At 63.4% G+C, this 24,069-nt stretch carries 19 protein-coding genes; 12 read left to right on the forward strand and 7 right to left on the reverse strand.

From position 1 onward, the window contains the following. Window positions 1-122: 122 nt before the first annotated feature. Genes AC0IYS_RS06595 through AC0IYS_RS06605 form a run of 3 tightly spaced genes read right to left on the reverse strand, consistent with a single transcriptional unit; the run spans window position 123 to window position 2,133 of the window. A complete protein-coding gene (locus tag AC0IYS_RS06595; RefSeq protein ID WP_471704419.1) occupies window positions 123-944 on the reverse strand; it encodes a LytR/AlgR family response regulator transcription factor in 822 nt (273 codons plus the stop codon). After that, window positions 941-1,870 carry a sensor histidine kinase gene (locus AC0IYS_RS06600; protein ID WP_471704420.1) on the reverse strand — a complete coding sequence of 310 codons (930 nt, stop codon included), beginning with the start codon at window positions 1,868-1,870 and terminating at the stop codon, window positions 941-943. Before AC0IYS_RS06600 ends, AC0IYS_RS06595 begins: the two co-directional genes overlap by 4 nt. Then, window positions 1,867-2,133 (reverse strand): hypothetical protein, encoded by a 267-nt coding sequence (locus AC0IYS_RS06605; RefSeq protein ID WP_471704421.1) that lies wholly within the window; start codon window positions 2,131-2,133, stop codon window positions 1,867-1,869. Before AC0IYS_RS06605 ends, AC0IYS_RS06600 begins: the two co-directional genes overlap by 4 nt. A gap of 323 nt (window positions 2,134-2,456) precedes the next feature. On the opposite strand from AC0IYS_RS06605, the gene AC0IYS_RS06610 reads away from it, so the two are divergent. Next, window positions 2,457-3,521 carry a collagen-binding domain-containing protein gene (locus AC0IYS_RS06610; RefSeq protein WP_471704422.1) on the forward strand — a complete coding sequence of 355 codons (1,065 nt, stop codon included), beginning with the start codon at window positions 2,457-2,459 and terminating at the stop codon, window positions 3,519-3,521. 172 nt (window positions 3,522-3,693) lie between these two features. Here AC0IYS_RS06610 and AC0IYS_RS06615 read toward each other — a convergent pair whose 3' ends face one another. Together AC0IYS_RS06615 and AC0IYS_RS06620 are read right to left on the reverse strand one after the other, a co-directional pair. After that, window positions 3,694-4,356, reverse strand: coding sequence for a TetR family transcriptional regulator C-terminal domain-containing protein (locus AC0IYS_RS06615; protein ID WP_471704423.1), 663 nt, complete (start codon window positions 4,354-4,356; stop codon window positions 3,694-3,696). Continuing rightward, a complete protein-coding gene (locus tag AC0IYS_RS06620) occupies window positions 4,338-5,825 on the reverse strand; it encodes an aminotransferase-like domain-containing protein (RefSeq protein ID WP_471704424.1) in 1,488 nt (495 codons plus the stop codon). Before AC0IYS_RS06620 ends, AC0IYS_RS06615 begins: the two co-directional genes overlap by 19 nt. 187 nt (window positions 5,826-6,012) lie before the next feature. Here AC0IYS_RS06620 and aptA point away from each other — a divergent pair, with 187 nt between their 5' ends. From aptA to AC0IYS_RS06665, 9 genes are all read left to right on the forward strand, one after another. Next, window positions 6,013-7,329 (forward strand): omega-aminotransferase AptA, encoded by a 1,317-nt coding sequence (aptA, locus tag AC0IYS_RS06625; protein WP_471704425.1) that lies wholly within the window; start codon window positions 6,013-6,015, stop codon window positions 7,327-7,329. A 25-nt stretch (window positions 7,330-7,354) separates the two neighbouring features. After that, entirely contained in the window at window positions 7,355-8,470 is a 1,116-nt protein-coding gene (gene ald, locus AC0IYS_RS06630; protein WP_471704426.1) for an alanine dehydrogenase, read from the forward strand. 31 nt (window positions 8,471-8,501) lie between these two features. Further along, window positions 8,502-10,004, forward strand: a complete 1,503-nt coding sequence (locus AC0IYS_RS06635; RefSeq protein WP_471704427.1) for a CoA-acylating methylmalonate-semialdehyde dehydrogenase — start codon at window positions 8,502-8,504, stop codon at window positions 10,002-10,004. 59 nt (window positions 10,005-10,063) lie between these two features. Beyond that, a complete protein-coding gene (locus AC0IYS_RS06640) occupies window positions 10,064-11,461 on the forward strand; it encodes an NAD(P)-dependent oxidoreductase (RefSeq protein WP_471704428.1) in 1,398 nt (465 codons plus the stop codon). Continuing rightward, window positions 11,461-12,747 (forward strand): NAD-dependent dihydropyrimidine dehydrogenase subunit PreA, encoded by a 1,287-nt coding sequence (gene preA, locus AC0IYS_RS06645; protein ID WP_471704429.1) that lies wholly within the window; start codon window positions 11,461-11,463, stop codon window positions 12,745-12,747. The genes AC0IYS_RS06640 and preA overlap by 1 nt, the downstream gene beginning before the upstream one ends. Before the next feature lie 146 nt (window positions 12,748-12,893). Then, window positions 12,894-14,378, forward strand: coding sequence for an NCS1 family nucleobase:cation symporter-1 (locus AC0IYS_RS06650; RefSeq protein ID WP_471704430.1), 1,485 nt, complete (start codon window positions 12,894-12,896; stop codon window positions 14,376-14,378). 25 nt (window positions 14,379-14,403) lie between these two features. Continuing rightward, on the forward strand, window positions 14,404-15,798 hold the full coding sequence (gene hydA, locus AC0IYS_RS06655) for a dihydropyrimidinase (RefSeq protein ID WP_471704431.1): 1,395 nt from the start codon (window positions 14,404-14,406) through the stop codon (window positions 15,796-15,798). An 18-nt stretch (window positions 15,799-15,816) separates the two neighbouring features. Beyond that, on the forward strand, window positions 15,817-17,052 hold the full coding sequence (locus tag AC0IYS_RS06660) for a Zn-dependent hydrolase (protein WP_471704432.1): 1,236 nt from the start codon (window positions 15,817-15,819) through the stop codon (window positions 17,050-17,052). Window positions 17,053-17,097: 45 nt separating this feature from the next. Beyond that, entirely contained in the window at window positions 17,098-18,438 is a 1,341-nt protein-coding gene (locus AC0IYS_RS06665) for a tetratricopeptide repeat protein (RefSeq protein ID WP_471704433.1), read from the forward strand. 78 nt (window positions 18,439-18,516) lie between these two features. Here the strand turns inward: AC0IYS_RS06665 and AC0IYS_RS06670 are convergent, their stop codons facing one another. Together AC0IYS_RS06670 and AC0IYS_RS06675 are read right to left on the reverse strand one after the other, a co-directional pair. Beyond that, window positions 18,517-20,286, reverse strand: coding sequence for an allantoate amidohydrolase (locus AC0IYS_RS06670; protein ID WP_471704434.1), 1,770 nt, complete (start codon window positions 20,284-20,286; stop codon window positions 18,517-18,519). Window positions 20,287-20,389: 103 nt separating this feature from the next. Then, the gene (locus tag AC0IYS_RS06675; RefSeq protein ID WP_471704435.1) at window positions 20,390-21,328 is read right to left on the reverse strand and encodes a LysR substrate-binding domain-containing protein; all 939 of its coding nucleotides are present in this window, start codon (window positions 21,326-21,328) and stop codon (window positions 20,390-20,392) included. Window positions 21,329-21,458: 130 nt separating this feature from the next. On the opposite strand from AC0IYS_RS06675, the gene AC0IYS_RS06680 reads away from it, so the two are divergent. Both AC0IYS_RS06680 and AC0IYS_RS06685 read left to right on the forward strand, forming a co-directional pair. Then, the gene (locus AC0IYS_RS06680; RefSeq protein WP_471704436.1) at window positions 21,459-22,676 is read left to right on the forward strand and encodes a urate hydroxylase PuuD; all 1,218 of its coding nucleotides are present in this window, start codon (window positions 21,459-21,461) and stop codon (window positions 22,674-22,676) included. A gap of 11 nt (window positions 22,677-22,687) precedes the next feature. Then, complete coding sequence (locus AC0IYS_RS06685; RefSeq protein ID WP_471704437.1) at window positions 22,688-23,917, forward strand: ArgE/DapE family deacylase; 1,230 nt, start codon at window positions 22,688-22,690, stop codon at window positions 23,915-23,917. Window positions 23,918-24,069: the final 152 nt, after the last annotated feature.

A 24,069-nucleotide genomic window follows, 5' to 3' on the forward strand; every position in this document is an offset into this window, starting at 1 on the left:
CCCCGTTCTGTCGATGGAACAGATTCGATCGATTTTCCGCGCGGTCGGTTCGCCGTGCTGATGCAAACAGGCCGGGAAAAGAAAGTATATTTTGATAGCGCTCAGGGGAAAATCACAAATCCTCACATCTGCTGGAACAGGTGGGTGTTGCCCCGGCTGACCTCCAACTGCTCGGAGAAGTTCCTGATCTTGACCATCTGCCGGCCGCGCAGGTCGCGCGTGACGCCCTCGATGGCGTCCACCCGCACCAGCGTCGAGCGGTGGATGCGCCAGAATTCGTCCGGGTCCAGCTCGTCGGCCAGCTCCTTGAGTGTCTTGCGTATCAATACCTCGGACTGCTCGGTCTGGACGCGGGTGTATTTTTCGTCGGCGCGGAAGAACAGCACTTCGCGCGTGCTGATCATGCGCAGGTTGGCGCCGACCACCGCCTGGATCCAGCGCAGGTATGCGGGCTTGGCCGGATCGGGGCGTGCCGGTTTGCCCTGGGCCGCCAGCAGCGCGCCCAGCTGGCGCTCTATGCTGGACGGCTGCCGGCCGATCAGCGTTTGCAGCCGCGCGCAGGTGGTCTTGAGCCGCTCGCCGCCGGCCGGTTTGAGCAGGTAGTCGAGCGCGCCCTGTTCGAACGCCTCGATCGCGTACTGGTCGTAGGCCGTCACGAACACCAGGTGGCAGCGGTTGAACAGCATGCGCGCCGCCTCGATGCCGGACAGGCCGGGCATGCGGATGTCGAGGAAGACGATGTCCGGCTGGTGCTGGCCGGCCAGCGCCACGGCCTCGATGCCGTTGGCCGCTTCGGCCACGATCTCCAGCCCCGGCCACGCTTCGCGCAGGCGGCTGCGCAGTTGGTCGCGCATCGGTTCCTCGTCGTCGGCGATCAGCGCGGTGGCGCGGCGCGGCGGCGCAGTCGTTGAAAAATTCGTGTGCGGATTCATGGGAAGGTTCATTTGACCCCGCCGGCAAAAATGTCGGGCGCGTATGGCACCCGGATGCTGGCGCGGGTGCCGCCCGTCAGCGGCGCCTCGATCACCAATTGCGCGCGTTGGCCGTACAGGATGCGCAGGCGTTCGCGCACGTTCGCCAGTCCCAGGCCGTCGCCGGCGTGGACGTTGAAGCCGATGCCATCGTCGATGACGTCGACCTGCAGCATCTGGCCGTCGACGTTGGCGCGGATGTCGATGCGGCCGCCGTCGATCTTGGGCTCCAGGCCGTGCTTGATGGCGTTCTCGATCAGGATCTGCAGCATCATCACCGGGAAGGTGGCGCTGAGCATGTGGTCCGGCACGTCGACCGAGACGGCCAGCCGCGCGCGCATGCGCGCCTGCATGATGGCCAGATAGGCGCGCGACATCTCGATCTGCCGTCCCAGCGTGCCGGCGCCCTTGGCGCGCATCTGCGGCAGGGTGGCGCGCAGGTAGTCGATCAGGTTCTGGTGGATGCGCGCCGCCTGCGGCGGATCGGTCTCGATCAACTGGCCGATCAGTGCCAGGGTGTTGAACAAAAAGTGCGGCTCGACCTGCGCCTGCAGCGCTGCCATGCGCGCTTCCACCAGCCGCCGCTCCAGGCCTTCCTCGTCGGCGTGGCTGGTGGCGTCGCGCGCCTCCAGCTCGGCCTTGCGCTTGCCGCCGGCCAGCACCTTCAGGCCCAGCGACAGCAGGATGAAGCCGACCGTCTGCTTGGGCAGGCCGAACGGCGTCAGGCCGAGGATCAACAGCAGCAGCCAGATGATGATCAGCTTGCGCCACTCGACCTGCGCCAGCCAGTCGAAGAAGCGCCACCACAGGGTGGCGGCCGTTTCGCCGATCTCGCGCACGATGTCGAGCAGGCTTTTGGCATTGTCGTAGCCGGCCTTGGCCAGCCGCGATTTTTTCATTGCAGGCGCTCCTTGCGCAGCCGTTGGCGGCGCTTGGCCATCACGCAGCCCAGCACCGCCAGCTTGACCAGCATGAAGGCGGCGAACAGCACGATCGCCATCGGCAGGATGGCCAGGATCAGCGCCAGCGCGAGCGCCGCGCCCAGCAGCGCGGACGGCGGCATGGCGCCGATCAGGCGCACCGCGCGGCGCAGCATGTGCATGCTGGTGGCGAAAATCTCGTCGAGCAGGTGGGACAGGGAATCGGTGGTCGGCTTGCGCATGCTGGGTCTCCATAGTGTGTTGCGATATGACCACTGTAGCAAAAGGGCGCCGGCGCCGGGAGGGATTCCGATCAACTGCGGTTTGGGCGGCTTGACCGGCGCTAACCGCCGACGAACGGCGGGCGGGAGCAGGCGCAGGTTTCGACGGCGCCGGTGTTGTGGAACATCAAACATGGATCTGATCACAACAAAAATTTGTTAAGAAAAAACAAAAACATATGTGATATTGGCAATTAAGAGTGGTATACTCCGTGCAACTGAATTGTTCATCGGTAATATGCGTGCCGCCAAGCGGCCATTTATTCTTAAACTAAGGAAATTTAATGTCCCGTTATTTCGCACTGAGCACGCTGGCCATCGCCGCCATCTTCGCCGCTCCCGCACAGGCCGGTTCGCTGAGCCAGCAGCAGATTTTTGAACAGTTCAACGTTGTTACCTTGGGCAACATGAAGTCCAGCTCGCACGTCGACGGCCGCACCTATGTGACCGGTTCGATGCAGGGCAATGGTGCCGTGCTGGGCATGCATCCGCAAGACATCCGCGCGTCCGATTACGCAGCGGTGACGGTCAGGGGCGTCGGCGTCACCGCCGGCCAGCCAGCCATGAGCAACACCCAGGTCACCGACAAGGGCGCCGTGGTCTACGGCAACGTTGTCGATTCCATCGTCAACAACGGCAGCAGCGCGATCTACGGCAACTCGATCAACACCAGCTACAACGGCAACGGCAGCGTCTACGTCCAGGGCAGCACCAACGGCGGCAACGTCAACGTGACCAAGCTCAACTCCGTAGCGGCCGGCAGCCTGCAGGCGACCAACTCGGCCGCCGCGACGTCGACCGACATGGGCCAGGTGCTGGGCCATCTGTCCAATACGATGAAAACGTTTACGTCGACCGGCAGCAGTGTCGTCATCGATTCGGGCAAGGCCACTTTCAACGCCAAGGTCAACAGCCAGGGCGCGGCGGTGTTTGATTTGACCGGCATCGAAAGCACGCTGTTCAACCAGAATCTGGTGCACGAATTCAGCTTCAACTTCAACGGCGCCACCTCGGTCTACATGAACACCGGCATCACCTCGGCCGTGATCAACGATAACTTCCTGGGCGGTAGCGCACGTGAAGCCGGCCAGAAGGTCATCTGGAACTTCTACAACGCGACCGACCTGACCATCAACGCCGAGTTCGGCGGCTCGATCCTGGCCGTCAACGCCGATCTGATCAACAACGCCAACATCGAAGGTGGCGTCTACGTCAACAACCTCGATTCGCGCGCCGAGATCCATATCAACACCTTCGCCGGCGCCGTGCCGGAACCGGAAACCTACGCCATGCTGATGGCCGGCCTGGGTCTGCTCGGCTTCATGGCGCGCCGCCGCAAGCAGGCATAAAGCAGGCATCCGGGCCACGCGGCCCGACCACTGAGAAATCAACGATGTCTTCCGGGCATCGTTGATTTTTTTTCGTCTCAAGGAGCAGCGGACCTTTTCGGCCGGCCCACCTGCGCGATGAGGCTGGCCGGTGTAGCGTTGATCGGCGTGATGATGGCACGCCGTGGAAAAATCATGGCGCCGGCACGCTGATCGCCGCCAGCACCATGTCGACGATGACTTTTTCAGCATCCTCGAAGTCTTTTTTGTTCAGCTGCTTGCGGTTTAACACCAGCGCCATCTGCGCCGAGAAGTCGGCGTAGGACTGCGTCATCGCCCAGATGGCGAACAGCAGGTGCGTGGCGTTGATCGGCGCGATCTTGCCGGCGCTGATCCATTTTTCAAACACCTCGATATCCCTGCGCAGCAGCGGCACCACGCGGCTTTGGATCTGCGCGCCGTACAGCTGCGCGCCGCTGATCACCTCCATCGCGTAAACGCGCGACGCCCACGGCTGCTCGCGCGAGAACTTCAACTTGGCCTGCACGTAGGTGCGCAGCACTTCGCGCGGCTCCTGGTCCTCGGCGGCCAGATTCTCCATGCGCTCCAGCCATTCGTCGAGCACCTCGTCCAGCACGCGCTGGTACAGCGACTGCTTGGTGGGGAAGTAGTACATCAGGTTCTGTTTCGACAGGCCGGCGTTCTCCGCCACGGTGGCGATCGACGTGCCCTCGTAGCCGCATTCGGCGAACACCCGCACCGCCTCGGCGGCGATTTCCGCTTCGAGCTTGTCGCGGTTCAGGACGCGCCGTTTGATCTTCGGCGGGGGCGCTGCGGTCAGTTTGGCTGTCGACATATGTGGCTCAGGAAGGTCAGTAGTTGCGGGTGGTCGGTGTAGGCGACGTTGAAGCGGAACCAGATCGTCTCCGGCTGGCGCAGCATGAAGAACTCGCACGGCGACAGCAGGATGCCGGCCTTCAGCGCCATATCGGCGATGACCTGGCCGTTCCATTCGGCGCTGGGCGCCTGCTGCCAGCCGGCGCTGACGAACATGCCGCCGCGCGGCTTGGCCAGCGGCGTCATGCCGGCGCCGCGCAGGCTCTCGATGGTGCGCTCGCGGCCCGCCTCCAGCTGGGCGATCAACTTGTCGACCATGCGCTTGTAGGGCCGCGCGCTGATGGCGTGGTAGACGGCGCGCTCGTTGATCTCGGAGGTGGTCAGCCCGGCCAGCATCTTGACCCGCACCAGCTCCGGCAGCAGCGAGGCCGAGGCGCAGATTGAGCCGACCCGCAGCACCGGCGACAAGGTTTTGGAGAAGCTGCCGACGCGGATCACGCGCCGCAGGCCGTCCATCGCCGCCAGCGAGGCCTCGCCGCGCGGCGCCAGCTCGCGGTAGATGTCGTCCTCCACCAGCCAGAAGTCGAACTGCTCCGCGAGGCCCAGCAGGCGGTGCGCCTGCGCCGCGCTGAGCGAGGTGCCGAGCGGGTTTTGCAGCACCGTGTTGACGAACATGAGTTTGGGCTGGGTGTGCGCGGCCTGCCTGGCCAGCGCCTCGAAGTCCAGCCCCTGGTCGCCGCGCGGGATGCCGACCGCCACGCAGCCGTGGTGGCGGATCAGCGACAGCAGATTGCTGTAGCCCGGGTCCTCGACCAAGACGGTGTCGCCCGGCCGGGTGAGCGTGCGCAGGATCAGATCGAACGCGTGGGTGGCGCCGTGCGTGAGCAGGATCTGCTCCGGCTCCACCGGGAACAGGTCTTCGGTCAGGCAGGCGGCAAGGTGCTGGCGCAGGGTCGGGAAGCCAAGCGGATGGCCGTAGCCGCGCAGGCGGTTGGCCGGGATGCGCATGGCGTGGCGCACGGCGTCGAGGATGGTGTCCTCGCCGTACCACTCCGGCGGCAGCCAGCCGGCGCCCACCGCCAGCGCGTCGGACATGCCGGAGTACAGGTGGGCGGTGAGGGCGTCGATGGCGGTCGGCGTGGCTTCGCCGGCCAGCGGCAGCAGCGCCGCCGGCAGGTCCTGGCGCGCCACGAAGTAGCCGGAACCGCGCCGCGACGACAGCAGCCCCAAGGTGACGAGGCGGTCGTAGGATTCCACAACTGTAAAGGTGCTGACGCCATTACACTTGGCGAATTGCCGCACGGACGGCATTTTGGTTCCGATGCGCAACTCCCGCGCACCGACCATGGCGCTGATCGCAGAGACGATCTGATCCACGAGGCTGCCTTTGCCGCTGCGCTCTATGACGACGACGGGCCAGCCGGCCGCGCCGGGCGGCTGAGATGGTTCGTTGGCGGATTGATCGATCGCAGCAGACGCTTGTTCCATCCTTGACTCCAAAGGCGGCATAAAGCAAAACTGTACTGTTTTTACTACCAATACGGTTGGACAGTTTTGATATTTGTGTATCTGTGCCATAGTTGTAGCGCTGTCTATTATTGCATCATCATTTTGCCAACTGGTAAATTTTTTTACGGTTCGTCAAAAAATCCGCTTGGCGCCACAGGAGATATGCATGAACGAATCACGACCAGAATCGATGGCGTCCTTCTGGATGCCGTTCACGAACAACCGCGACTTCAAAGCCCATCCCCGCCTGCTGGTATCGGCCGAGGGCATGTACTACAAGGACGTCGACGGCAACAGCATCCTCGATGGCACGGCGGGCCTGTGGTGCGTCCCGTGCGGCCACGCCCAGCCGAAGATCGTCGCCGCCGTGCGCGAGATGGTCGGCCAGCTCGATTTCGCGCCGACCTTCCAGATGGGCCACCCGGCCGCCTTCGACCTGGCCGAAAAGCTGATGGACTACACCAACCACCGCTTCGGCCACGTCTTCTATACCAACTCCGGCTCCGAAGCCGTGGACACCGCGCTGAAGATGGCGCTGGCGTACCACAAGGCGCGCGGCGAGGCGTCGCGCACGCGGCTGATCGGCCGTGAACGCGGCTACCACGGCGTCGGCTTCGGCGGCATCTCGGTCGGCGGCATCGCCGGCAACCGCAAACAGTACACCGTCATGCTGCCCGGCGTGGACCACCTGCCGCACACGCACAACCTCGAAAAGAACGCCTACACCCGCGGCGAGCCGGAATACGGCACCGAGCTGGCCGATGAACTGGAGCGCATCGTCGCGCTGCACGACGCCTCCACCGTGGCCGCCGTCATCGTCGAACCGGTGGCCGGATCGACCGGCGTGCTGATACCGCCCAAGGGCTATCTGAAGCGCCTGCGCGAGCTGTGCACCAAGCACGGCATCCTGCTGATCTTCGACGAGGTGATCACCGGCTTCGGACGTTTGACGACGCCGTTCGCGTCGGACTATTTCGACGTCGAGCCAGACATGATGACCACCGCCAAAGGGCTGACCAACGGCGTGATTCCGATGGGCGCGGTGTTCAGCAAACAGCATATCCACGACGCCTTCATGGATGCGCCAGCGGGCATTGAGCTGTTCCACGGTTATACCTATTCGGGCCATCCGGTGGCATGCGCGGCTTCGCTGGCGACCCTGGAGGTGTTCAAGGAGCAGAACATCCTGGAGCACGCGGCCGGCATGGCCGAGTACTGGGCCGACGCCGTGCATTCGCTCAAGGGCCTGCCGCACGTGATCGACATCCGCACCATTGGCCTGATCGCCGGCATCGAGCTGGCGCCCATCGCCGGCAAGCCGGGCGTGCGCGCGTTCACCGCGTTCAAGCAGGCCTTCGCCGACGGCATCCTGATCCGCACGACGGGCGACACAATCGCCTTGTCGCCGCCGCTGGTGCTGGAGAAAAAACATATCGATGAATTGTTTGGGAAACTGACCACGGTACTAAAAAACCTGGAATGAGCGGTATTAAAACGAGGAGACCATCATGCTGGTAGGCGTTCCAAAAGAAATCAAGAACCATGAGTCCCGCGTTGGCCTTACCCCGGCCAGCGTGAAGGAACTCGTACTGCGCGGCCACCAAGTCCTTGTACAAAAGGACGCGGGCGCCGCCATCGGACTGACCGACGCGATGTATGAAGGCGCCGGCGCCGAAATCGTCGACAACGCGCCGGACATCTTCGCGCGCGCCGGCATGATCGTCAAAGTCAAGGAGCCGCAGCCGAACGAATGCGCGATGCTGCGCAAGGACCAGATCCTCTACACCTATCTGCACCTGGCGCCGGACGCCGAACAAACCAAGGCGCTGGTCGAATCGGGCGCGGTGTGCATCGCCTACGAAACCATCACCGGTGACAACGGCGGCCTGCCGTTGCTGGCGCCGATGAGCGAAGTGGCGGGGCGCATGTCGATCCAGGCCGGTGCCGCGCACCTGGAAAAATCCAAGGGCGGCATGGGGCTTTTGCTGGGCGGCGTGCCCGGCGTGGCGCCCGGCCATATCGCCATCATCGGCGCCGGCGTGGTCGGCACCAACGCCTTGCAGATGGCGGTGGGCATCGGCGCGCGCGTGACGGTCCTCGACAAGAACATCGACCGCCTGCGCCAGCTCGATCTGGTGTACGGCAACCGCATCTCGACGATGTTCTCCAGCGCCCATTCGATCGAACAGGCGGTGCTGGACGCGGACCTAGTCGTCGGCGGGGTGCTGGTGCCCGGCGCTGCCGCGCCCAAGCTGGTTACGCGCAATATGATCTCGCGCATGAAGCCCGGCGCGGTGGTGGTGGACGTCGCCATCGACCAGGGAGGATGCTTCGAAACCTCGCGCGCCACCACGCACCAGGACCCGACCTTCGTGGTCGACGGCGTGGTGCACTACTGCGTGGCCAACATGCCCGGCGCGGTGGCCCGCACCTCGACCTTCGCGTTGAACAACGCGACGATCACCCACGCGCTGGCGCTGGCCGACAAAGGCTGGCAAAAAGCGCTGAAAGCCAATGCCCATCTGAAGAACGGCTTGAATGTATGCCAGGGCCACGTCACCTATGCAGCGGTGGCGCATGCGCTGGGCTACCCCTATGTAGACGCGGACGGCCTGCTGGGCTGACCATAAGACGATATAACGAAAGAAGAACACCATGAGCAACCTTGACACCATCACCCACTTCATCAACGGCGCCAAAGTCGACACCCAAAGCGGCCGCTATGCGGACGTGTTCAATCCGGCGCTGGGCGAACCGGTGGCACGCGTTGCGCTGGGCACCGTCGAAGAAGTCGACGTCGCCGTGCGCGCGGCAGAAGCGGCTTTCCCCGCCTGGTCGGCGACGCCGCCGCTGACGCGCGCGCGCGTTCTGTTCAAGTATCTGCAGCTGTGCCAGCAGCACGTCGACGAATTCGCGGCGATGCTGACGCGTGAACACGGCAAGACCTTCGCCGATGCGCAGGGCGAAGTCGCTCGCGGCATCGAGATGGTGGAGTTCGCGGTCGGCATTCCGCAGATGCTGAAGGGCGAATTCACCGATCAGATTTCGCGCGGTATCGACGCGTGGTCGATGCGCCAGGCGCTGGGCGTGGTCGCCGGCATCACGCCGTTTAACTTCCCGGTGATGGTGCCGATGTGGATGTTCCCGGTTGCTATCGCCTGCGGTAACACCTTTGTGCTCAAACCTTCCGAACGCGATCCGTCGCCGTCGCTCCTGCACGCCAAGCTGCTGAAGGATGCCGGTCTGCCGGACGGGGTATTCAACGTTGTGCAAGGCGATAAAACCACTGTCGACGCGCTGCTCGATCATCCGGTGGTGCAGGCATTGAGCTTTGTCGGCTCCACGCCGATCGCCGAATATATCTACGCGCGCGGCTGCGCTGCGGGCAAGCGCGTGCAGGCTTTGGGTGGCGCCAAGAACCACATGGTGGTGATGCCCGATGCCGATATGGAGATGACGGTCGACGCGTTGATGGGCGCCGCATACGGTTCGGCCGGCGAGCGTTGCATGGCCATTTCGGTGGTGGTCGCCGTCGGCGACGCGGGCGATAAAATCGTCGACGCACTGGCAAAGCGCACGGCCGCACTGAAAGTGCGCGACGGTATGGAGCACGACGCTGAAATGGGGCCTGTCGTTTCAAGCGCGGCCAAGCAGCGCATAGAGCGCTTGATCGGAGAAGGCGTGGAGCAGGGCGCAAAACTGGTGGTCGATGGCCGCAACCACATCGTGCCGGGACGCGAGAACGGCTTCTTCGTCGGCGGTACTTTGTTCGACCACGTCACGCCCGATATGACGATCTACAAGGAAGAGATTTTCGGCCCCGTGCTGTGCATGCTGCGCTCGCCCGATGTGGGCAGCGCGGTGGAGCTGATCAACCGCAACGAGTACGGCAACGGCGTGGCGATCTACACGCGCGATGGTGGCGTGGCGCGCGAGTTCGTGCGCCAGATCCAGGTCGGCATGGTGGGTGTGAACGTGCCGCTGCCTGTGCCAATGGCGTTCAACAGTTTCGGCGGCTGGAAGCGCAGCCTGTTCGGCGACCATCACGCCTACGGTCCCGAAGGCGTGCGTTTCTACACGCGCCACAAGGCTGTCATGCAGCGCTGGCCGAACACCGCGAGTGCTGGCGCGGAATTTGCATTCCCTCAGATGAAGTAGTCGGACGAATTCGTCGTCCGGGGTGTCCGATTCTACCGAGCCATTAGCCAGGAAAATGAATGATGATCGAATCCCTGAAATACATGCCGCATCCGAAGGAAGCCAATGCGGCGCTGGCGGAACACTTCACCGATCTCGCGCCGGCACTCAACGCGCGCAAGGCCGCAATCGAGAGTTCGCGCTGCCTGTACTGCTACGATGCGCCGTGCACGCGCATCTGCCCGTCGGACATCGACGTCGCCAGCTTCATCCGCAATATCCACGACGGTAATATCAACGGCGCGGCGGTCGGTATCCTCAAGCAGAATATCTTGGGGGGCAGTTGCGCCCGCGTTTGCCCGACCGAGATCCTGTGCGAGGACGCCTGCGTGCGCAATCACGACGCCGAAGGCCAGCCGGTGAAGATCGGCCTGTTGCAGCGCTACGCCATCGACAACATGTCGCTCGACGAGCATCCATTCAAACGCTTCCCGTCGACCGGCAAAAAGATCGCTGTTGTCGGCGCCGGCCCGGCGGGTCTGTCGTGCGCGCATCGGCTGGCGATGTTGGGCAACGACGTGGTGATCTACGAATCGCGCGAGAAATCGGGTGGCCTCAATGAATACGGCATCGCCAAGTACAAGCTGACCGATAATTTCGCGCAGAAGGAAGTGGACTTCCTGCTGGCGATCGGTGGCATCGAAATCCGCCACGGCCAGACCCTGGGCGGCAACGTGCAGCTGAAGGACCTGCACGCGCAGTTCGACGCGGTGTTCCTTGGCCTTGGCCTTGGCGCCAGCAAGCAGCTCGGGTTGACCGGCGAGGATGCCCCCGGCCTGCTGGCCGCCGTCGACTACATCGCCGCGCTGCGCCAGGCGGATGATTTGAGCCAGTTGCCGCTGCCATCCCGTGCCATCGTCATCGGCGCCGGCAATACCGCCATCGACATGGCGGTGCAGATCCAGCGCCTCGGCGCGGAGGAGGTCACTCTGGTGTACCGGCGCGGCTTCGAGGCGATGAGCGCCACCGAACACGAACAGCACATCGCCAAGGAAAACCAGGTCCGCATGCGCACCTGGGCGCAACCGCAGCAGGTGCTGCTGGACGAAGCGGGCCGCGTGCGCGGCATGCGCTTCGAGAAAACCGCCATCGTCGACGGCCGCTTCGGCGGGACCGGCGAGACCTTCGAGATCGCGGCCGACGCCATCTTCAAGGCCATCGGCCAGAGCATGGACCAAACGAGCATCAGCGATCCACTGGCGAAAACGCTGAAACGCGACGGTGACAAAATTTATGTCGACGATCAGTTCCGCACGGTGCTGCCGGGGATCTACGCCGGCGGCGACTGTGTGGCGCCGGGCCAGGATCTGACCGTGCAGGCGGTCCAGCATGGCAAGCTGGCGGCGCACGCGATCCATGAAGACCTCAAATCAATGACAGCATCAATGACCGAAGCATCGAAAGTGGAGGCTGCATAATGGCTGACCTGAGCATAGAATTCTGCGGCATCAAGTCGATCAATCCATTCTGGCTGGCCTCCGCGCCACCGACCGACAAGGCCTACAACGTGGTGCGCGCCTTCGAGGCGGGATGGGGCGGCGTGGTGTGGAAGACGCTCGGCGAAGATCCGGCTGCCGTCAATGTCTCGTCGCGCTACTCCGCGCATTACGGCAAGAACCGCGAGGTCCTCGGCTTCAATAACATTGAGTTGATCACCGACCGTTCGCTGGACATCAACCTGCGCGAGATCACCCAGGTCAAGAAGGATTGGCCCGACCGCGTGATCATCGTCTCGCTGATGCTGCCGTGCGAAGAAAAGCTGTGGGCCGATATCCTGCCGCTGGTGGAGGCCACGGGCGCCGACGGCATCGAATTGAATTTTGGCTGCCCGCACGGCATGCCGGAACGCGGCATGGGCGCCGCGGTGGGTCAGGTTCCCGAATACGTGGAAATGGTCACGCGTTGGTGCAAGACGCACAGCAAGCTGCCGGTCATCGTCAAGCTGACGCCCAACATCACCGACGTACGCGCGCCGGCACGCGCCGCCAAGGCCGGCGGCGCCGACGCCGTCTCGCTGATCAACACCATCAACTCGATAACGCATCTCGATCTGGACCAGATGGTGGCGTTCCCCATCGTCGGCGGTGCCAGCACGCATGGCGGCTACTGCGGTTCGGCGGTCAAGCCGATCGCATTGAACATGGTCGCCGAGATCGCGCGCGACCCGGCCACCAAGGGCCTGCCGATCTCCGGCATCGGCGGCATCGGCAACTGGCGCGACGCGGCCGAATTCATGGCGCTCGGTTCCGGCTGCGTGCAGGTCTGCACGGCCGCCATGCTGCACGGCTTCCGCATCGTCGAAGAGATGAAGGACGGCCTGTCGCGCTGGATGGACGAGAAGGGCTACACGAGCGTCAGCCAGTTCGTCGGCAAGGCGGTGCCCAACACCACCGACTGGAAGTACCTGAACATGAACTATCAGGTGATCGCACACATCAACCAGGACGACTGCATCAAGTGCGGCCGCTGTTATGTGGCATGCGAGGACACGTCGCACCAGTCGATCGCGCAGCTGATCGACGCGGCGGGCGTGCGCACCTATGAGGTGATCAAGGAGGAATGCGTCGGCTGCAACCTGTGCGAGATCACCTGCCCGGTGCAGGGTTGCATCACGATGGTGCCGCAGCACACCGGCAAGCCTTACATGAACTGGACGCAGGACCCGCGCAACCCGCGCGCCGATAAGGTTGCGGAGACGGTATGAGTGGACGCGGCACCCAACCCTAGGCAAAAAGGGGTCGTACCCCAAGGGGTACGACCCCGGCGGAGCGCCGTGCGGGTTGGAAGCCGGCATCAAGGTACGGAACTTGCAGTAGTGAGCGCATACGATCAACCCTTGGAGAACGCCCTGTGAGCAAAGAACTCTCTGGCAGCACACAACTCTGGAACGAAGACCTTGCGCCGACCACCGAAGCGCAACGCACCTGGCGCTGGTATCACTTCGCGTCGCTGTGGGTCGGCATGGTGATGTGCATTCCGGCGTACACGCTGTCGGCGAGTTTGATCGAAGGGGGCATGTCGGGTTACCAGGCGGTGCTGACGGTGTTCATCGCCAACGCCATCGTGCTGCTGCCGATGCTGCTGATCGGCCACGCCGGCACCAAGTACGGCATTCCTTATGCGGTGTTGGCGCGCGCCTCGTTCGGCACCGCCGGTGCGAAGCTGCCGGCGCTGATGCGCGCTATCGTCGCCTGCGGCTGGTACGGCATCCAGACCTGGTTCGGCGGTTCGATGATCTACACGCTGCTCGGCGTGATGATGGGCGGCGAAATCGGCGGGGCCAAACTCGGCTTCCTCGGCATCAATGGCGCGCAGCTGCTTTGCTTCCTGGCCTTTTGGGCCATCCAGTTCTGGTACATCGTGCACGGCATGGACGCGATCCGCAAACTGGAGACCTACACCGCGCCGCTGAAGATCGCTATCTGCTTTGTGCTGCTGGCGTGGGTGCACAACAAGGCCGGCGGCTTTGGCGAGCTGTTGTCGGCGCCTTCGCAGTTTGTCGCTGGCGGCAAGAAGGAAGGCCAGTTCTGGTCCGTGTTCTGGCCTTCGCTGACGGCGATGGTCGGCTTCTGGGCCACCCTGGCGTTGAACATTCCCGACTTCACGCGCTTCGCCAAGTCGCAACGCGACCAGGTGATTGGGCAGTCGGTCGGCCTGCCTGTTCCTATGGGTCTGCTGGCGGCGATGGCGGTGATCGTCACCTCGGCCACTGTCGTCCTGTACGGCAAAGCGATCTGGGACCCGGTCGACCTGGCGAGCCGCATGACCGGCGTCGCCGTGCTGGTGGCACTGCTGATTTTGTTGATCGACACCGTCTCGGTCAATCTGGCGGCCAATCTGGTCGGACCGGCGTATGATTTTTCGGCGCTCTCGCCCAAAAAAATCTCCTACAAGACCGGTGGCTACATCACCGCCGGTATCGCCATCCTTATGATGCCGTGGAAGATACTCGAATCGACCCAGGGCTACGTCTTCACCTGGTTGATCGGCTATTCGGCGCTGCTCGGGCCCATCGCCGGCATCCTGATCATCGACTACTACATGGTGCGCAAGACCGAACTGCATGTGGCGGAGCTGTATCGCGAGGACGGCGTCTACTCGTACGGAAACGGCTGGAACGTGGCCGCGCTGGTGGCCTTCGTCATCGGCGTGGTGCCGAACATCCCAGGGTTCCTCAACGCCGCCTTCCCGGCGTCGTTCCCCGGCGTGGGCGCGGGTTTCAAAACGATTTATACCTACGCATGGTTCGTCGGAATCGTGATCTCCGCAATCGTGTATGGGGTTATGATGAAGGGGAAGACAGTGCCCGTGGTGAGGGCGCCCGCCCACCCCTAAGATTCCCAGGATTCAGGAGATGTAAATGACTACTATCATCCGCGGCGGTACCGTCGTCAACGCCGACCGCGCCTTTCGTGCCGATGTGCTGTGCTATGGCGACAAGATCGTCGCCGTCGGCGAAAATCTGGATGCGCCGGCGTCGGCGCGCGTGATCGACGCCACCGGGCAGTACGTCATGCCTGGCGGGATAGATCCGCACACCCATATGAACCTGCCCTTCATGGGCACCGTCACGCAGGACGACTTTTATACCGGCACCGCCGCCGGGCTGGCTGGCGGCACCACCACCATCATCGACTTCGTGATTCCGGCGCCCGGTCAGAACCTGATCGAGGCCTATCACCAGTGGCGCGGTTGGGCCCAAAAGGCCGCCGGCGACTACACCTTCCACGTGGCGATCACGTGGTGGGACGAGACCGTGCACCGCGACATGGAAATCCTGGTGCGCGACCATGGCGTCAACAGTTTCAAGCACTTCATGGCGTACAAAAACGCCATCATGGCCGACGACGAAACGCTGGTAAAGAGCTTCCGCCGCTCGCTGGAGTTGGGCGCCATTCCCACGGTGCACGCGGAGAACGGCGAACTGGTTTATCAGTTGCAGCAGGATTTGCTGAAGAAGGGCTTGACCGGACCGAGTTCGCATCCGCTGTCGCGCCCTCCGGCAGTGGAGGCGGAAGCGGCCAACCGCGCCATCGCCATCGCCAATGTGCTCAACACGCCGGTCTACATCGTGCACGTATCCTGCGCCGAATCGCTGGATGCGATCACGCGCGCGCGCGCCAACGGCCAGCGGGTCTACGGCGAGGCGCTGGCCGGCCATCTTCTTATCGACGAAAGCGTCTACCAGAGCGATGACCTTGAATACGCCGCCGCCCACGTCATGAGCCCACCTTTTCGCAGCAAGCATCACCAGGCCGCGCTGTGGCATGGTCTGCAAAGCGGCAACCTGCACACCACGGCCACCGACCACTGCACCTTCTGCGCGGAGCAGAAGGCGGCCGGCAAGGACGACTTCACCAAGATTCCGAACGGTTGCGGTGGCGTCGAGGACCGCATGTCGGTGATCTGGGATGCGGGTGTCAACAGCGGCATGCTGACGCCTTCGGAATTCGTCAAGGTCACGTCGACCAATACCGCGCAGATTTTTAATATGTATCCGCGCAAAGGACTGATCGCGGTCGGTTCCGATGCCGACATCGTCGTCTGGGACCCGGAAGGCACCCGCACGATTTCGTCGCTGACCCAGTTCGCCAAGGGCGGCTTTAACGTCTTCGAAGGCCGCACCGTGCGCGGCATCCCCAGCACCACGCTGGCCGCCGGTAACGTCGTTTTCCATCGCGGCGTGCTGATGGCGGTGGAGGGCGCCGGCCGCCACATCGATCGTCCCGCATTCAAAGCCACGTCGGCGCGTTAATCAACACAGGAGCAGGTTATGAGTGAAATGCGCATCAATGGCGACCGTCTGTGGGCGGCGCTGATGGAACTGGCCCGGATCGGCGCAACGCCGAAAGGCGGCGTCAAACGCCTGGCGTTGACGGACCTGGACAAGCAGGGCCGCGACCTGGTGGTCGGCTGGGCCAAGGACGCCGGCATGTCGATCACGATCGACCAGATCGGCAACGTCTTCATGCGCCGCGACGGCACCAACAACGCGCTGCCGCCGATTATGACCGGCAGCCATATCGACACCCAGCCCACCGGCGGGAAGTTCGACGGTAACTACGGCGTGCTGGCCGGCCTGGAGGTGGTGCGCACATTGAACGATCTGAAGATCAAGACCGAGGCGCCGATCGAAGTGGCCTTTTGGACCAACGAAGAAGGCTCGCGCTTCGTCCCTGTGATGATGGGTTCCGGCGTGTTCTGCGGCGCCTTCAGCCTGGAGACGGCCTACGCGGCCAAGGACACCGAAGGCAAGACGGTGGGCGAGGAACTGGCGCGCATCGGCTACAAGGGTGACCAGGTGCCGGGCCAGCATCCGATCGGCGCCTACTTCGAGACCCATATCGAACAGGGTCCGGTGCTGGAAGACGCCGACAAGGTGATCGGCGTGGTGCCGGCTGTGATGGGTCTTTCGTGGTACGACTGCGTGGTCAGCGGCATGGAGGCGCATGCCGGCCCGACGCCGATGGGATTGCGCAAGGACGCGCTGCAGGTATCGACGCGCATCATGCAGGAGGTGGTGGCCATCGCCAACCGCTATCCGCCTTATGGCCGCGGCACGGTAGGCATGGTGCAGGTGTTCCCGAACAGCCGCAATGTGATTCCGGGCGAAGTCAAATTCAGCATCGACTTGCGCAACGTGAACGATGAACTGCTCAATACCATGCACGAGGAGATGCTGGCCTTTATCGACAAGACCCGCGCCGACAGTGGCTTGGGGATTTCGATCGAGCGCGTGTCCTACTATCCGCCTTGCCCGTTCCATCCGGACTGCGTTGACGCCGTGCGCAACGCCACCGCCAAGCTGGGATATTCGACGATGGACGTGGTGTCCGGGGCCGGCCACGATGCGATCTACGCCGCGCGTCTGGCGCCGTCCGGCATGATCTTCGTGCCATGCAAGGACGGCATCAGCCACAACGAGATCGAGGACGCCAAGTCCGAGCATCTGGAAGCCGGCTGCAACGTGCTGCTGCACGCGATGCTGGAGCGCGCGCGGGTAGTGTGAGAGTATACAGACCCACAGCAAGCCTACCTCGATGGCAACCGGCGTATGGCCGTCGGCGACGCGCTCGGCGCCGAAGAGTGCTTTTGGCAGGCCATAGCGCTACAGCCGGAGCACGCCGGCGCGCGCGCCAATCTCGGTTATCTGAAAGAGCTGCGCGGGGACTTGCTGGAGGCCGAGTTCCACTATCTGCAAGCGCTCGCGCTGCTGCCCGATAACGCGCAGCTATATCAAAATCTCGGCGTACTTTTGCAGAAGTCCAAGCGCTTCGACGAGTCGGAAGCTGCCGTGCGCATGGCGCTCGATATCGCACCCGAGTCGCCGTCCGCATGGAGCCAGTTGGGCGTGCTGCTAGCGTGCTTGCAGCGCGAGCAGGAGGCGGAGGCGTGCTACCGCCGCGCGCTGGAACTGGACGAGGACTATCCCAGGGCGCAGTTCAATCTCGCTTACATCCTGTTGCGACAAGGCCGGTTTTCCGAGGGCTGGCCGCTGCTGGAGTCGCGCTGGCACTTCGACAGTCTCGCGCAGCCCTTTAATTGCCCGCCGTGGGAAGGCGAATCGCTGTCAGGCAAAGCGGTGGTGATCGTGTCCGAGGCCGGGCAGGGCGACATGATCCATTTCAGTCGGTACGCCGCGAAGTTGAAGGGGGCGGGCGCGGTCCGCGTCGCGGTGGCATGTCCGCCGGCGCTGCGGCGCCTGATGGCTGGGTTGGATGGCGTCGATGAGGTCTACGTCCAGCAGGGTGCGGTGCCCGGCAGCGGTTGGGATTTTTGGACGCATCCTATGCGGTTGCCGGCGATGTTCAGCACCGACTTATCCAACATACCTTCGGCGCCCTATATCACGCCCGATCCTGAGCTGGTGCGCTACTGGGCCGGCATGCTGCCTCAAAAGGGATTGCGGGTTGGTTTGGTTTGGAAAGGCAATCCTCAGTTTGAGAATGACGCCGAGCGTTCGCTGCCCTCGTTGCATACGCTATTGCCGCTGGCGGACATCTCTCACCATGGAGCGCTGCATTTGGTCAGCCTGCAGAAGGGTGATAGCGAGGCGGAGGCGCTGACGCCACCAGCGGGGATGACGCTGCAAGCGATTGCGCCGCGTCTACAGGACTTTGCCGATACGGCCGGCGTCATCGCCAATCTGGATTTGGTGATCAGTGTCGATACGGCGGTGGCGCACCTGGCGGGCGCGCTGGGCAAGCCGTGCTGGCTGCTGCTGCCGGATCATCGCTGCGACTGGCGCTGGCTGACGGAGCGCAGCGATACGCCGTGGTATCCGTCGATGCGATTGTTCCGGCAGCCGCCGGGCGGTGGCTGGGCCACAGTGATCGCGGAAATGGCGTCAGAATTGCGGCTTAAAGTCACCTCAGATCCACGTAGGGCGGATTAGCGCGAAGCGCGTAATCCGCCATGCATACGCCGCCGACGGCCCAACCATGGCGGATTACGGCGTTCCGCCTAATCCGCCCTACGTGGAACCGTAGCTGCGCAAGAAATCCAGCAGCACCTGCGCCGCGATATCGGCATCGTCGGCCGTCATCGTCTCCAGCGGATTGTGGCTGATGCCACCATTGCCGCAGCGCGTGAACAGCATCGCCACATCCGTTATCGCCGCCATCGCCATCGCATCATGCCCGGCGCCGGACAGCAAATCAAAGCGCGGCAAACCCGCCCGCTCGATCGCCGCCCCCAACTGGTCCATCAACCTCGGTGCACACGGCGCCGCCGCCGCATCGACGATCCGCTGCAAACTGAATTCAACCTGGCGCCGCGCGCAAATCTTTGCGATGCCATCCAATACATCCTTGACGGCGGCCTGCCTGACCGCGTCGTCGGCCGCGCGGATGTCCAGCGACAATTTGCACGCCCCAGGCACCACGTTGACCGAACCACCCGGCACCTGCAACTGCCCAACGGTTCCAACCAACGCCACACCTTGCCCGCAACGCCGCTCCACCAGCAGCACGATCTCCGCCGCCGCTGCGGCAGCGTCCTTACGCATCGTCATCGGCGTGGTGCCTGCGTGGCTGGCCAATCCGGTCAGCTCGACGAGGTAACGCGAGCTGCCGGCGATGGCCGTCACCACGCCCAGCGCCAGATCCCGTTCCAGCAGCACCGGCCCCTGCTCGATATGCACTTCGACAAAGCCAAGCAACTGCGCCGGATCGCGCGCGATCGCGGGAATGCGCGATACGTCATGGCCGGCCGCCAGCAGCGCGTCGCGCATCGCGATGCCGTCGGCGTCGGTCTGGTCCAGCAGCGACAGATCGAAACGACCGGTCACCGCGTTGCTGCCCAGGAAAGTGCTCTTGAAACGCACTCCTTCCTCCTCGGCGAAACCGACGATCTCGAAGTGATACGGCAGCTTCTCGCCGCGCTGGTGCAGATGGCGCACGATGGCGATCGGCAGCAGGATACCGAGCCGGCCATCGTATTTGCCGCCATTGCGCACCGTGTCGTAGTGCGAGCCGGTCATCAGCGTTTTGGCGCCCGGAACGTCGGAGCGGTATACGCCGACCACATTGCCGACGTTGTCGATATGCGCCTCCATGCCGGCTTCGCGCATCCATTCCGCCAGTTGCGCGGCGGTGCGGCGATGCGCCGGCGTCATATAGGCGCAAGTCAGGTCGAAGTCCGCGTCGCCCCCGTTGTCCGCGTCGCTCCAGGCGCCGATGATCTCGGACCACTGCATGATCGCCGGGCCGAAGTCCAGGGCCACTCCCAGCAGGTCGTTTAGGCGGATCTCGGCGATGCGCTTGATCTGCCGCAGGCACTCGGCGATTTCGTCGGCGCGCTGGTTCTTCAAACGCCGCGTGAAGGTGGCGATGATGTGGCGCCGCGTCAGCCCCTGTCCGTCCGGTCCTTTGACCGCCAGGATGAACGGAAAGCCGAATTTGGCGTTGTAGTCGGCGTTGAGCCGGTGCAGCGTGGCGAATTCCTCGGCGCTGCACAGGTGCAGCCCGGACCTGGCCTGTTCGCTGGTCGATTCGGCGGTCAGCTGGCCGGCGACTGCGGCTTTGCCGGCCAGTTCCGGGTGTTCGCGGATCAAACCGAGTTGCTCGTCCAGGGTAGCGGCGCTGACCACGTCCTGTAACGCCAGCTTCAGCGCGGTGGCGTTGGCGAAGGGACGTTGCGCCGCCGCCCGCTGCGGTATCCAGGGCGAGTGCTCATAGATGCCGCGCAGGTGCTCGACGAAGGTAGCGGCGTCGCAGCTGTTTAAATCGGAGAGTGTGGTCATGGCGTGGTATCCGGTATCGAACCCTTATCATAACCGCGTCGGCGCTCGCGCGATATACGCGGTATGCCGTAAGATGTATATCGTACGGCGTACTTCGCGTGGCTTACTTCTGGATCAGCGCCTTGGCGGCGGCGGCTACCTGCTCGCGCAGCCATTTGTGCTCGGGCGCCTGGTGCACGCGTTCGTGCCACAGCTGGTAGAAGCGCATCGCCGGGAACTTGACCGGCACCGTATAGGTTTTCAGCGCCATCTGTTTTTCGTAGTAGCGGACGAACTGGCGGCCGGTGGTCAGCACCAGGTCTGTCTGGGTCAGCATGTAGGGGATCAGGCCGAAGTAGGCCGATTCGACGACAACGTTGCGCTGCAAATCCTGGCGCTCCAGATAGTCGTCGATGACGCCGTGATATCCGGGCAGGATCTGGGTCGGCGCCACGTGGGGCAGGGCCAGGTACTCGTTGAGCGTCATGGCGTCGTTGGCGGTGCGCAGCGCGTACGGGCAGTCGGCGCGCATCACGCAGATGATCGGGTCTTCGAACAGCTTGGACATGTGCAGGTGCTCGGGCGGCTCGTCCCAGTTGGCGATGACCAGGTCCATGTCGCCGTCGGAGAGCAGGCGCACGTAGTCGACACCAGGCCCCAGGCTGTGGATTTTCACGCGACTGTTGGGCGAACCGCGTCGCAGCAGCGCCACCAGGTTGGGCAGGAACTGGCTGTCCAGGTAATCCGGCGCGGCGATGTGGAAGGTGCGCGCCTCCTCCTGCGGGACGAAGGGCGACTTCTTGAGGAACAGGCTTTCGGTTTCGTCGAGAATGCGCTTGGCCGGGATCAGCAGGCTTTCGCCGTGCTGGGTGGGCACCATGCCGCGCGCGCCGCGCACCAGCAGCGGATCGCCGGTCAGCTCGCGCAGCTTGCGCAGCGAGGCGGAGATCGAGGGCTGCGGCTGATTCAGTTTGAGGGCGACGCGGGAGACGTTTTTCTCCACCAGCAGCAGGTAGAGGATGCGGATCAGGTGGAGGTCCAGGTGTTGCGGCAGGGCGGCCATGAACTATAAGCGCTTGAATTGAAGGTTTATACGAAAATCGATATGTTCAATATACTCTAATCTTCATGTGGCCGGTATCAAATCCGTTTATCTTCTGTAAATTAGCCACATCCTCGACCGGAAAGAATCCATGGAATTATTCGCCTATCTGATCCCGTACGGCCTTGAGTGGCTGAACCTGATCGTCCGCTGGCTGCACGTCATCACCGGCATCGCCTGGATCGGCGCCTCGTTCTACTTCGTCTGGCTGGATAACTCGATCCGTCCGCCCGCGCCGGGTTCCGAGCTGGCGAAGAAGGGCGTGTCGGGCGAACTGTGGGCGGTGCACGGCGGCGGCTTCTATAACCCGCAAAAATACCTGGTCGCCCCGGCGGAGCTGCCGAAGGAACTGCACTGGTTCAAATGGGAAGCCTATTCGACCTGGCTGTCCGGTATCGCGCTGCTGACCATCGCCTACTACTTCAACGCCCAGGCGATGATGATCGATAAATCCGTGGCGGACATCAGCAGCCTGCAGGCGATCGGCATCGGCGTAGGCACCCTGGTCGTCGGCTGGACGGTGTACGACCTGCTGTGCCGCTCCCCGCTGGGCAAGCATGACCTGTGGTTCGGCATCGTGGTATTTGTGCTGATCGTGGCGGCGGCCTATGGGTTGACGCATGTGCTGAGCGGGCGCGCCGCCTACATCCACGTCGGCGCGCTGATCGGCACCATCATGGTCGGCAATGTGCTGATGCTGATCATCCCGGGCCAGCGCAAGATGGTCGAGGCCATGTCGGCTGGCCGCATGCCCGATCCTGTCCATGGTCAGAAGGCCAAGCAGCGCAGCGTCCACAATAACTACTTCACGTTGCCGGTGCTGTTCATCATGATCAGTAACCATTACGCGATGACTTATCGTCACGATCATGCGTGGCTGGTGCTGGCGTTTATCATGGCGGCTGGCGTCTTCATTCGCCACTTCTTCAATCTGCGCCACAAGGGCCGCGTCGAGTGGCGCTATCCGGCGATCGGCGTCGCGCTGCTGATGGCAGTGGCCGTGGCGATCGCTCCGGCCCATCCGGTGGCGGTGGCGCCGGCGGCCGATCCGGCGGCGGAATTCGCCAAAGTGAAGGCCATCATCGCGCACCGCTGCGCCTCCTGCCATGCCGAACGGCCGACACAACCCGGCTTCGCGGCGGCGCCTTTGGGGGTGATGCTTGAGAACGACGCCGAAATCCATCAGAATGCCGAGAAAATCTACAAGCAGACGGTCCAGCTCAAAGCCATGCCGTTGGCGAACCTGACCCAAATGACCGATGCGGAACGGGCGCAAATCGCCGCCTGGTACGAAGCCGGTGCAAAATAAAGGAAGCGACTATGAACGGCATCAAGGAGCAACTGGCCAAATGGATCGATGACCACTTCGACGAGGAGGTCGGCGTTTTGCAGCAGTTATTGCGCGTGCCGACCGATACGCCGCCCGGCAACAACGCGCCGCACGCGGACATGGTGGCTGATCTGGTCAAGGCCTATGGCTGGAGCGCCGAGAAGCACGCGGTGCCGCAACAGGTGGTGCGCGACTACGGCATGGAGACGATCACCAACCTGATCGTCCGCCGTCCGTACGAGGCGGGCGGTCCGACGGTGGCGCTGAACGCGCACGGCGACGTGGTCCCGCCGGGCGACAACTGGACCTATCCGCCCTACGGCGGCGTGGTGGAAAACGGCTATATCTACGGGCGCGCGGCCGCCGTCTCCAAGTGCGACTTCGCCACCTACATCTTCGCCACCCGCGCGCTGGAAGCGCTGGGCGTACCGCTCAAGGGTGGCCTGGAACTGCATTTCACCTATGACGAGGAATTCGGCGGCCTGCTCGGCCCCGGATGGCTGCTGGAGCAAAAGCTGACCAAGCCCGATTACGTCATCGCGGCGGGCTTCAGTTACAACATCGTCACCGCGCACAACGCCTGCCTGCAACTGGAGATCACGGTCAACGGCAAATCCGGCCACGGCGCGATGCCGGAAACGGGCCACGACGCGCTGCAGGCGGCGACGAAAATCCTGAATGCCATCTACGACCAGCTGCCGGAGCTAAAGAAGATCAAGTCCAAGATCGCCGGTATCGACTCGCCGACGATGCTGGTGGGCCGCATCGACGGCGGCACCAACACCAACGTCGTACCGGGCAAGGTGGTGCTGAAGATGGACCGTCGCATGATTCCGGAAGAGGAGCCGGCGGAGGTCGAGGCGCAGGTGCGCGCGATGATCGAAAACGCGGTGCGCGGCATTCCCGGCATTAGCCTGGAAGTCAAGCGCCTGCTGCTGTCGCACGCGCTGCGCGAGCAGCCGGGAACGGAAAAGCTGGTCGCCAGCCTGCAGCAAAACGCCCAAACCTATATCGGAGAGCTGATTCCGGCGCAGGGTACGCCGCTGTACGCGGACGCGCGCCTGTACGGCGAACACGGTATCCCGGCGGTGCTGTACGGCGCCGGTCCGCGCACGGTTCCCGAATCGAATGCCAAGAAGGCGGACGAGCGCCTCAACCTCGAAGACCTGCGCAAAGCCACCAAGGTGGTCGCCGCAACCCTGCTCGATTTCCTTGGCTAAACTCCGGGGTCAAGTCTGACATTCGGACACGAGCTGAACGCTACGACGCACCACAGCCGAAGCCGTGTCCGAATGACAGACTTGACCCCGGAGCTGGGGTGTGGTGTAGCGCACGGCAGGTGCAATCAAGATTGCCGTATGATATGGAAATT

Source organism: Duganella sp. AC237, assembly GCF_979254035.1.

Bases quoted from the DNA above. Each gene is read 5' to 3' on its own strand.
- AC0IYS_RS06595 (WP_471704419.1), bottom strand. From the start codon at position 944: ATGAACCTTCCCATGAATCCGCACACGAATTTTTCAACGACTGCGCCG.
- AC0IYS_RS06600 (WP_471704420.1), bottom strand. From the start codon at position 1,870: ATGAAAAAATCGCGGCTGGCCAAGGCCGGCTACGACAATGCCAAAAGC.
- AC0IYS_RS06605 (WP_471704421.1), bottom strand. From the start codon at position 2,133: ATGCGCAAGCCGACCACCGATTCCCTGTCCCACCTGCTCGACGAGATT.
- AC0IYS_RS06610 (WP_471704422.1), top strand. From the start codon at position 2,457: ATGTCCCGTTATTTCGCACTGAGCACGCTGGCCATCGCCGCCATCTTC.
- AC0IYS_RS06615 (WP_471704423.1), bottom strand. From the start codon at position 4,356: ATGTCGACAGCCAAACTGACCGCAGCGCCCCCGCCGAAGATCAAACGG.
- AC0IYS_RS06620 (WP_471704424.1), bottom strand. From the start codon at position 5,825: ATGGAACAAGCGTCTGCTGCGATCGATCAATCCGCCAACGAACCATCT.
- aptA (WP_471704425.1), top strand. From the start codon at position 6,013: ATGAACGAATCACGACCAGAATCGATGGCGTCCTTCTGGATGCCGTTC.
- ald (WP_471704426.1), top strand. From the start codon at position 7,355: ATGCTGGTAGGCGTTCCAAAAGAAATCAAGAACCATGAGTCCCGCGTT.
- AC0IYS_RS06635 (WP_471704427.1), top strand. From the start codon at position 8,502: ATGAGCAACCTTGACACCATCACCCACTTCATCAACGGCGCCAAAGTC.
- AC0IYS_RS06640 (WP_471704428.1), top strand. From the start codon at position 10,064: ATGATGATCGAATCCCTGAAATACATGCCGCATCCGAAGGAAGCCAAT.
- preA (WP_471704429.1), top strand. From the start codon at position 11,461: ATGGCTGACCTGAGCATAGAATTCTGCGGCATCAAGTCGATCAATCCA.
- hydA (WP_471704431.1), top strand. From the start codon at position 14,404: ATGACTACTATCATCCGCGGCGGTACCGTCGTCAACGCCGACCGCGCC.
- AC0IYS_RS06660 (WP_471704432.1), top strand. From the start codon at position 15,817: ATGAGTGAAATGCGCATCAATGGCGACCGTCTGTGGGCGGCGCTGATG.
- AC0IYS_RS06665 (WP_471704433.1), top strand. From the start codon at position 17,098: ATGGCCGTCGGCGACGCGCTCGGCGCCGAAGAGTGCTTTTGGCAGGCC.
- AC0IYS_RS06670 (WP_471704434.1), bottom strand. From the start codon at position 20,286: ATGACCACACTCTCCGATTTAAACAGCTGCGACGCCGCTACCTTCGTC.
- AC0IYS_RS06675 (WP_471704435.1), bottom strand. From the start codon at position 21,328: ATGGCCGCCCTGCCGCAACACCTGGACCTCCACCTGATCCGCATCCTC.
- AC0IYS_RS06680 (WP_471704436.1), top strand. From the start codon at position 21,459: ATGGAATTATTCGCCTATCTGATCCCGTACGGCCTTGAGTGGCTGAAC.
- AC0IYS_RS06685 (WP_471704437.1), top strand. From the start codon at position 22,688: ATGAACGGCATCAAGGAGCAACTGGCCAAATGGATCGATGACCACTTC.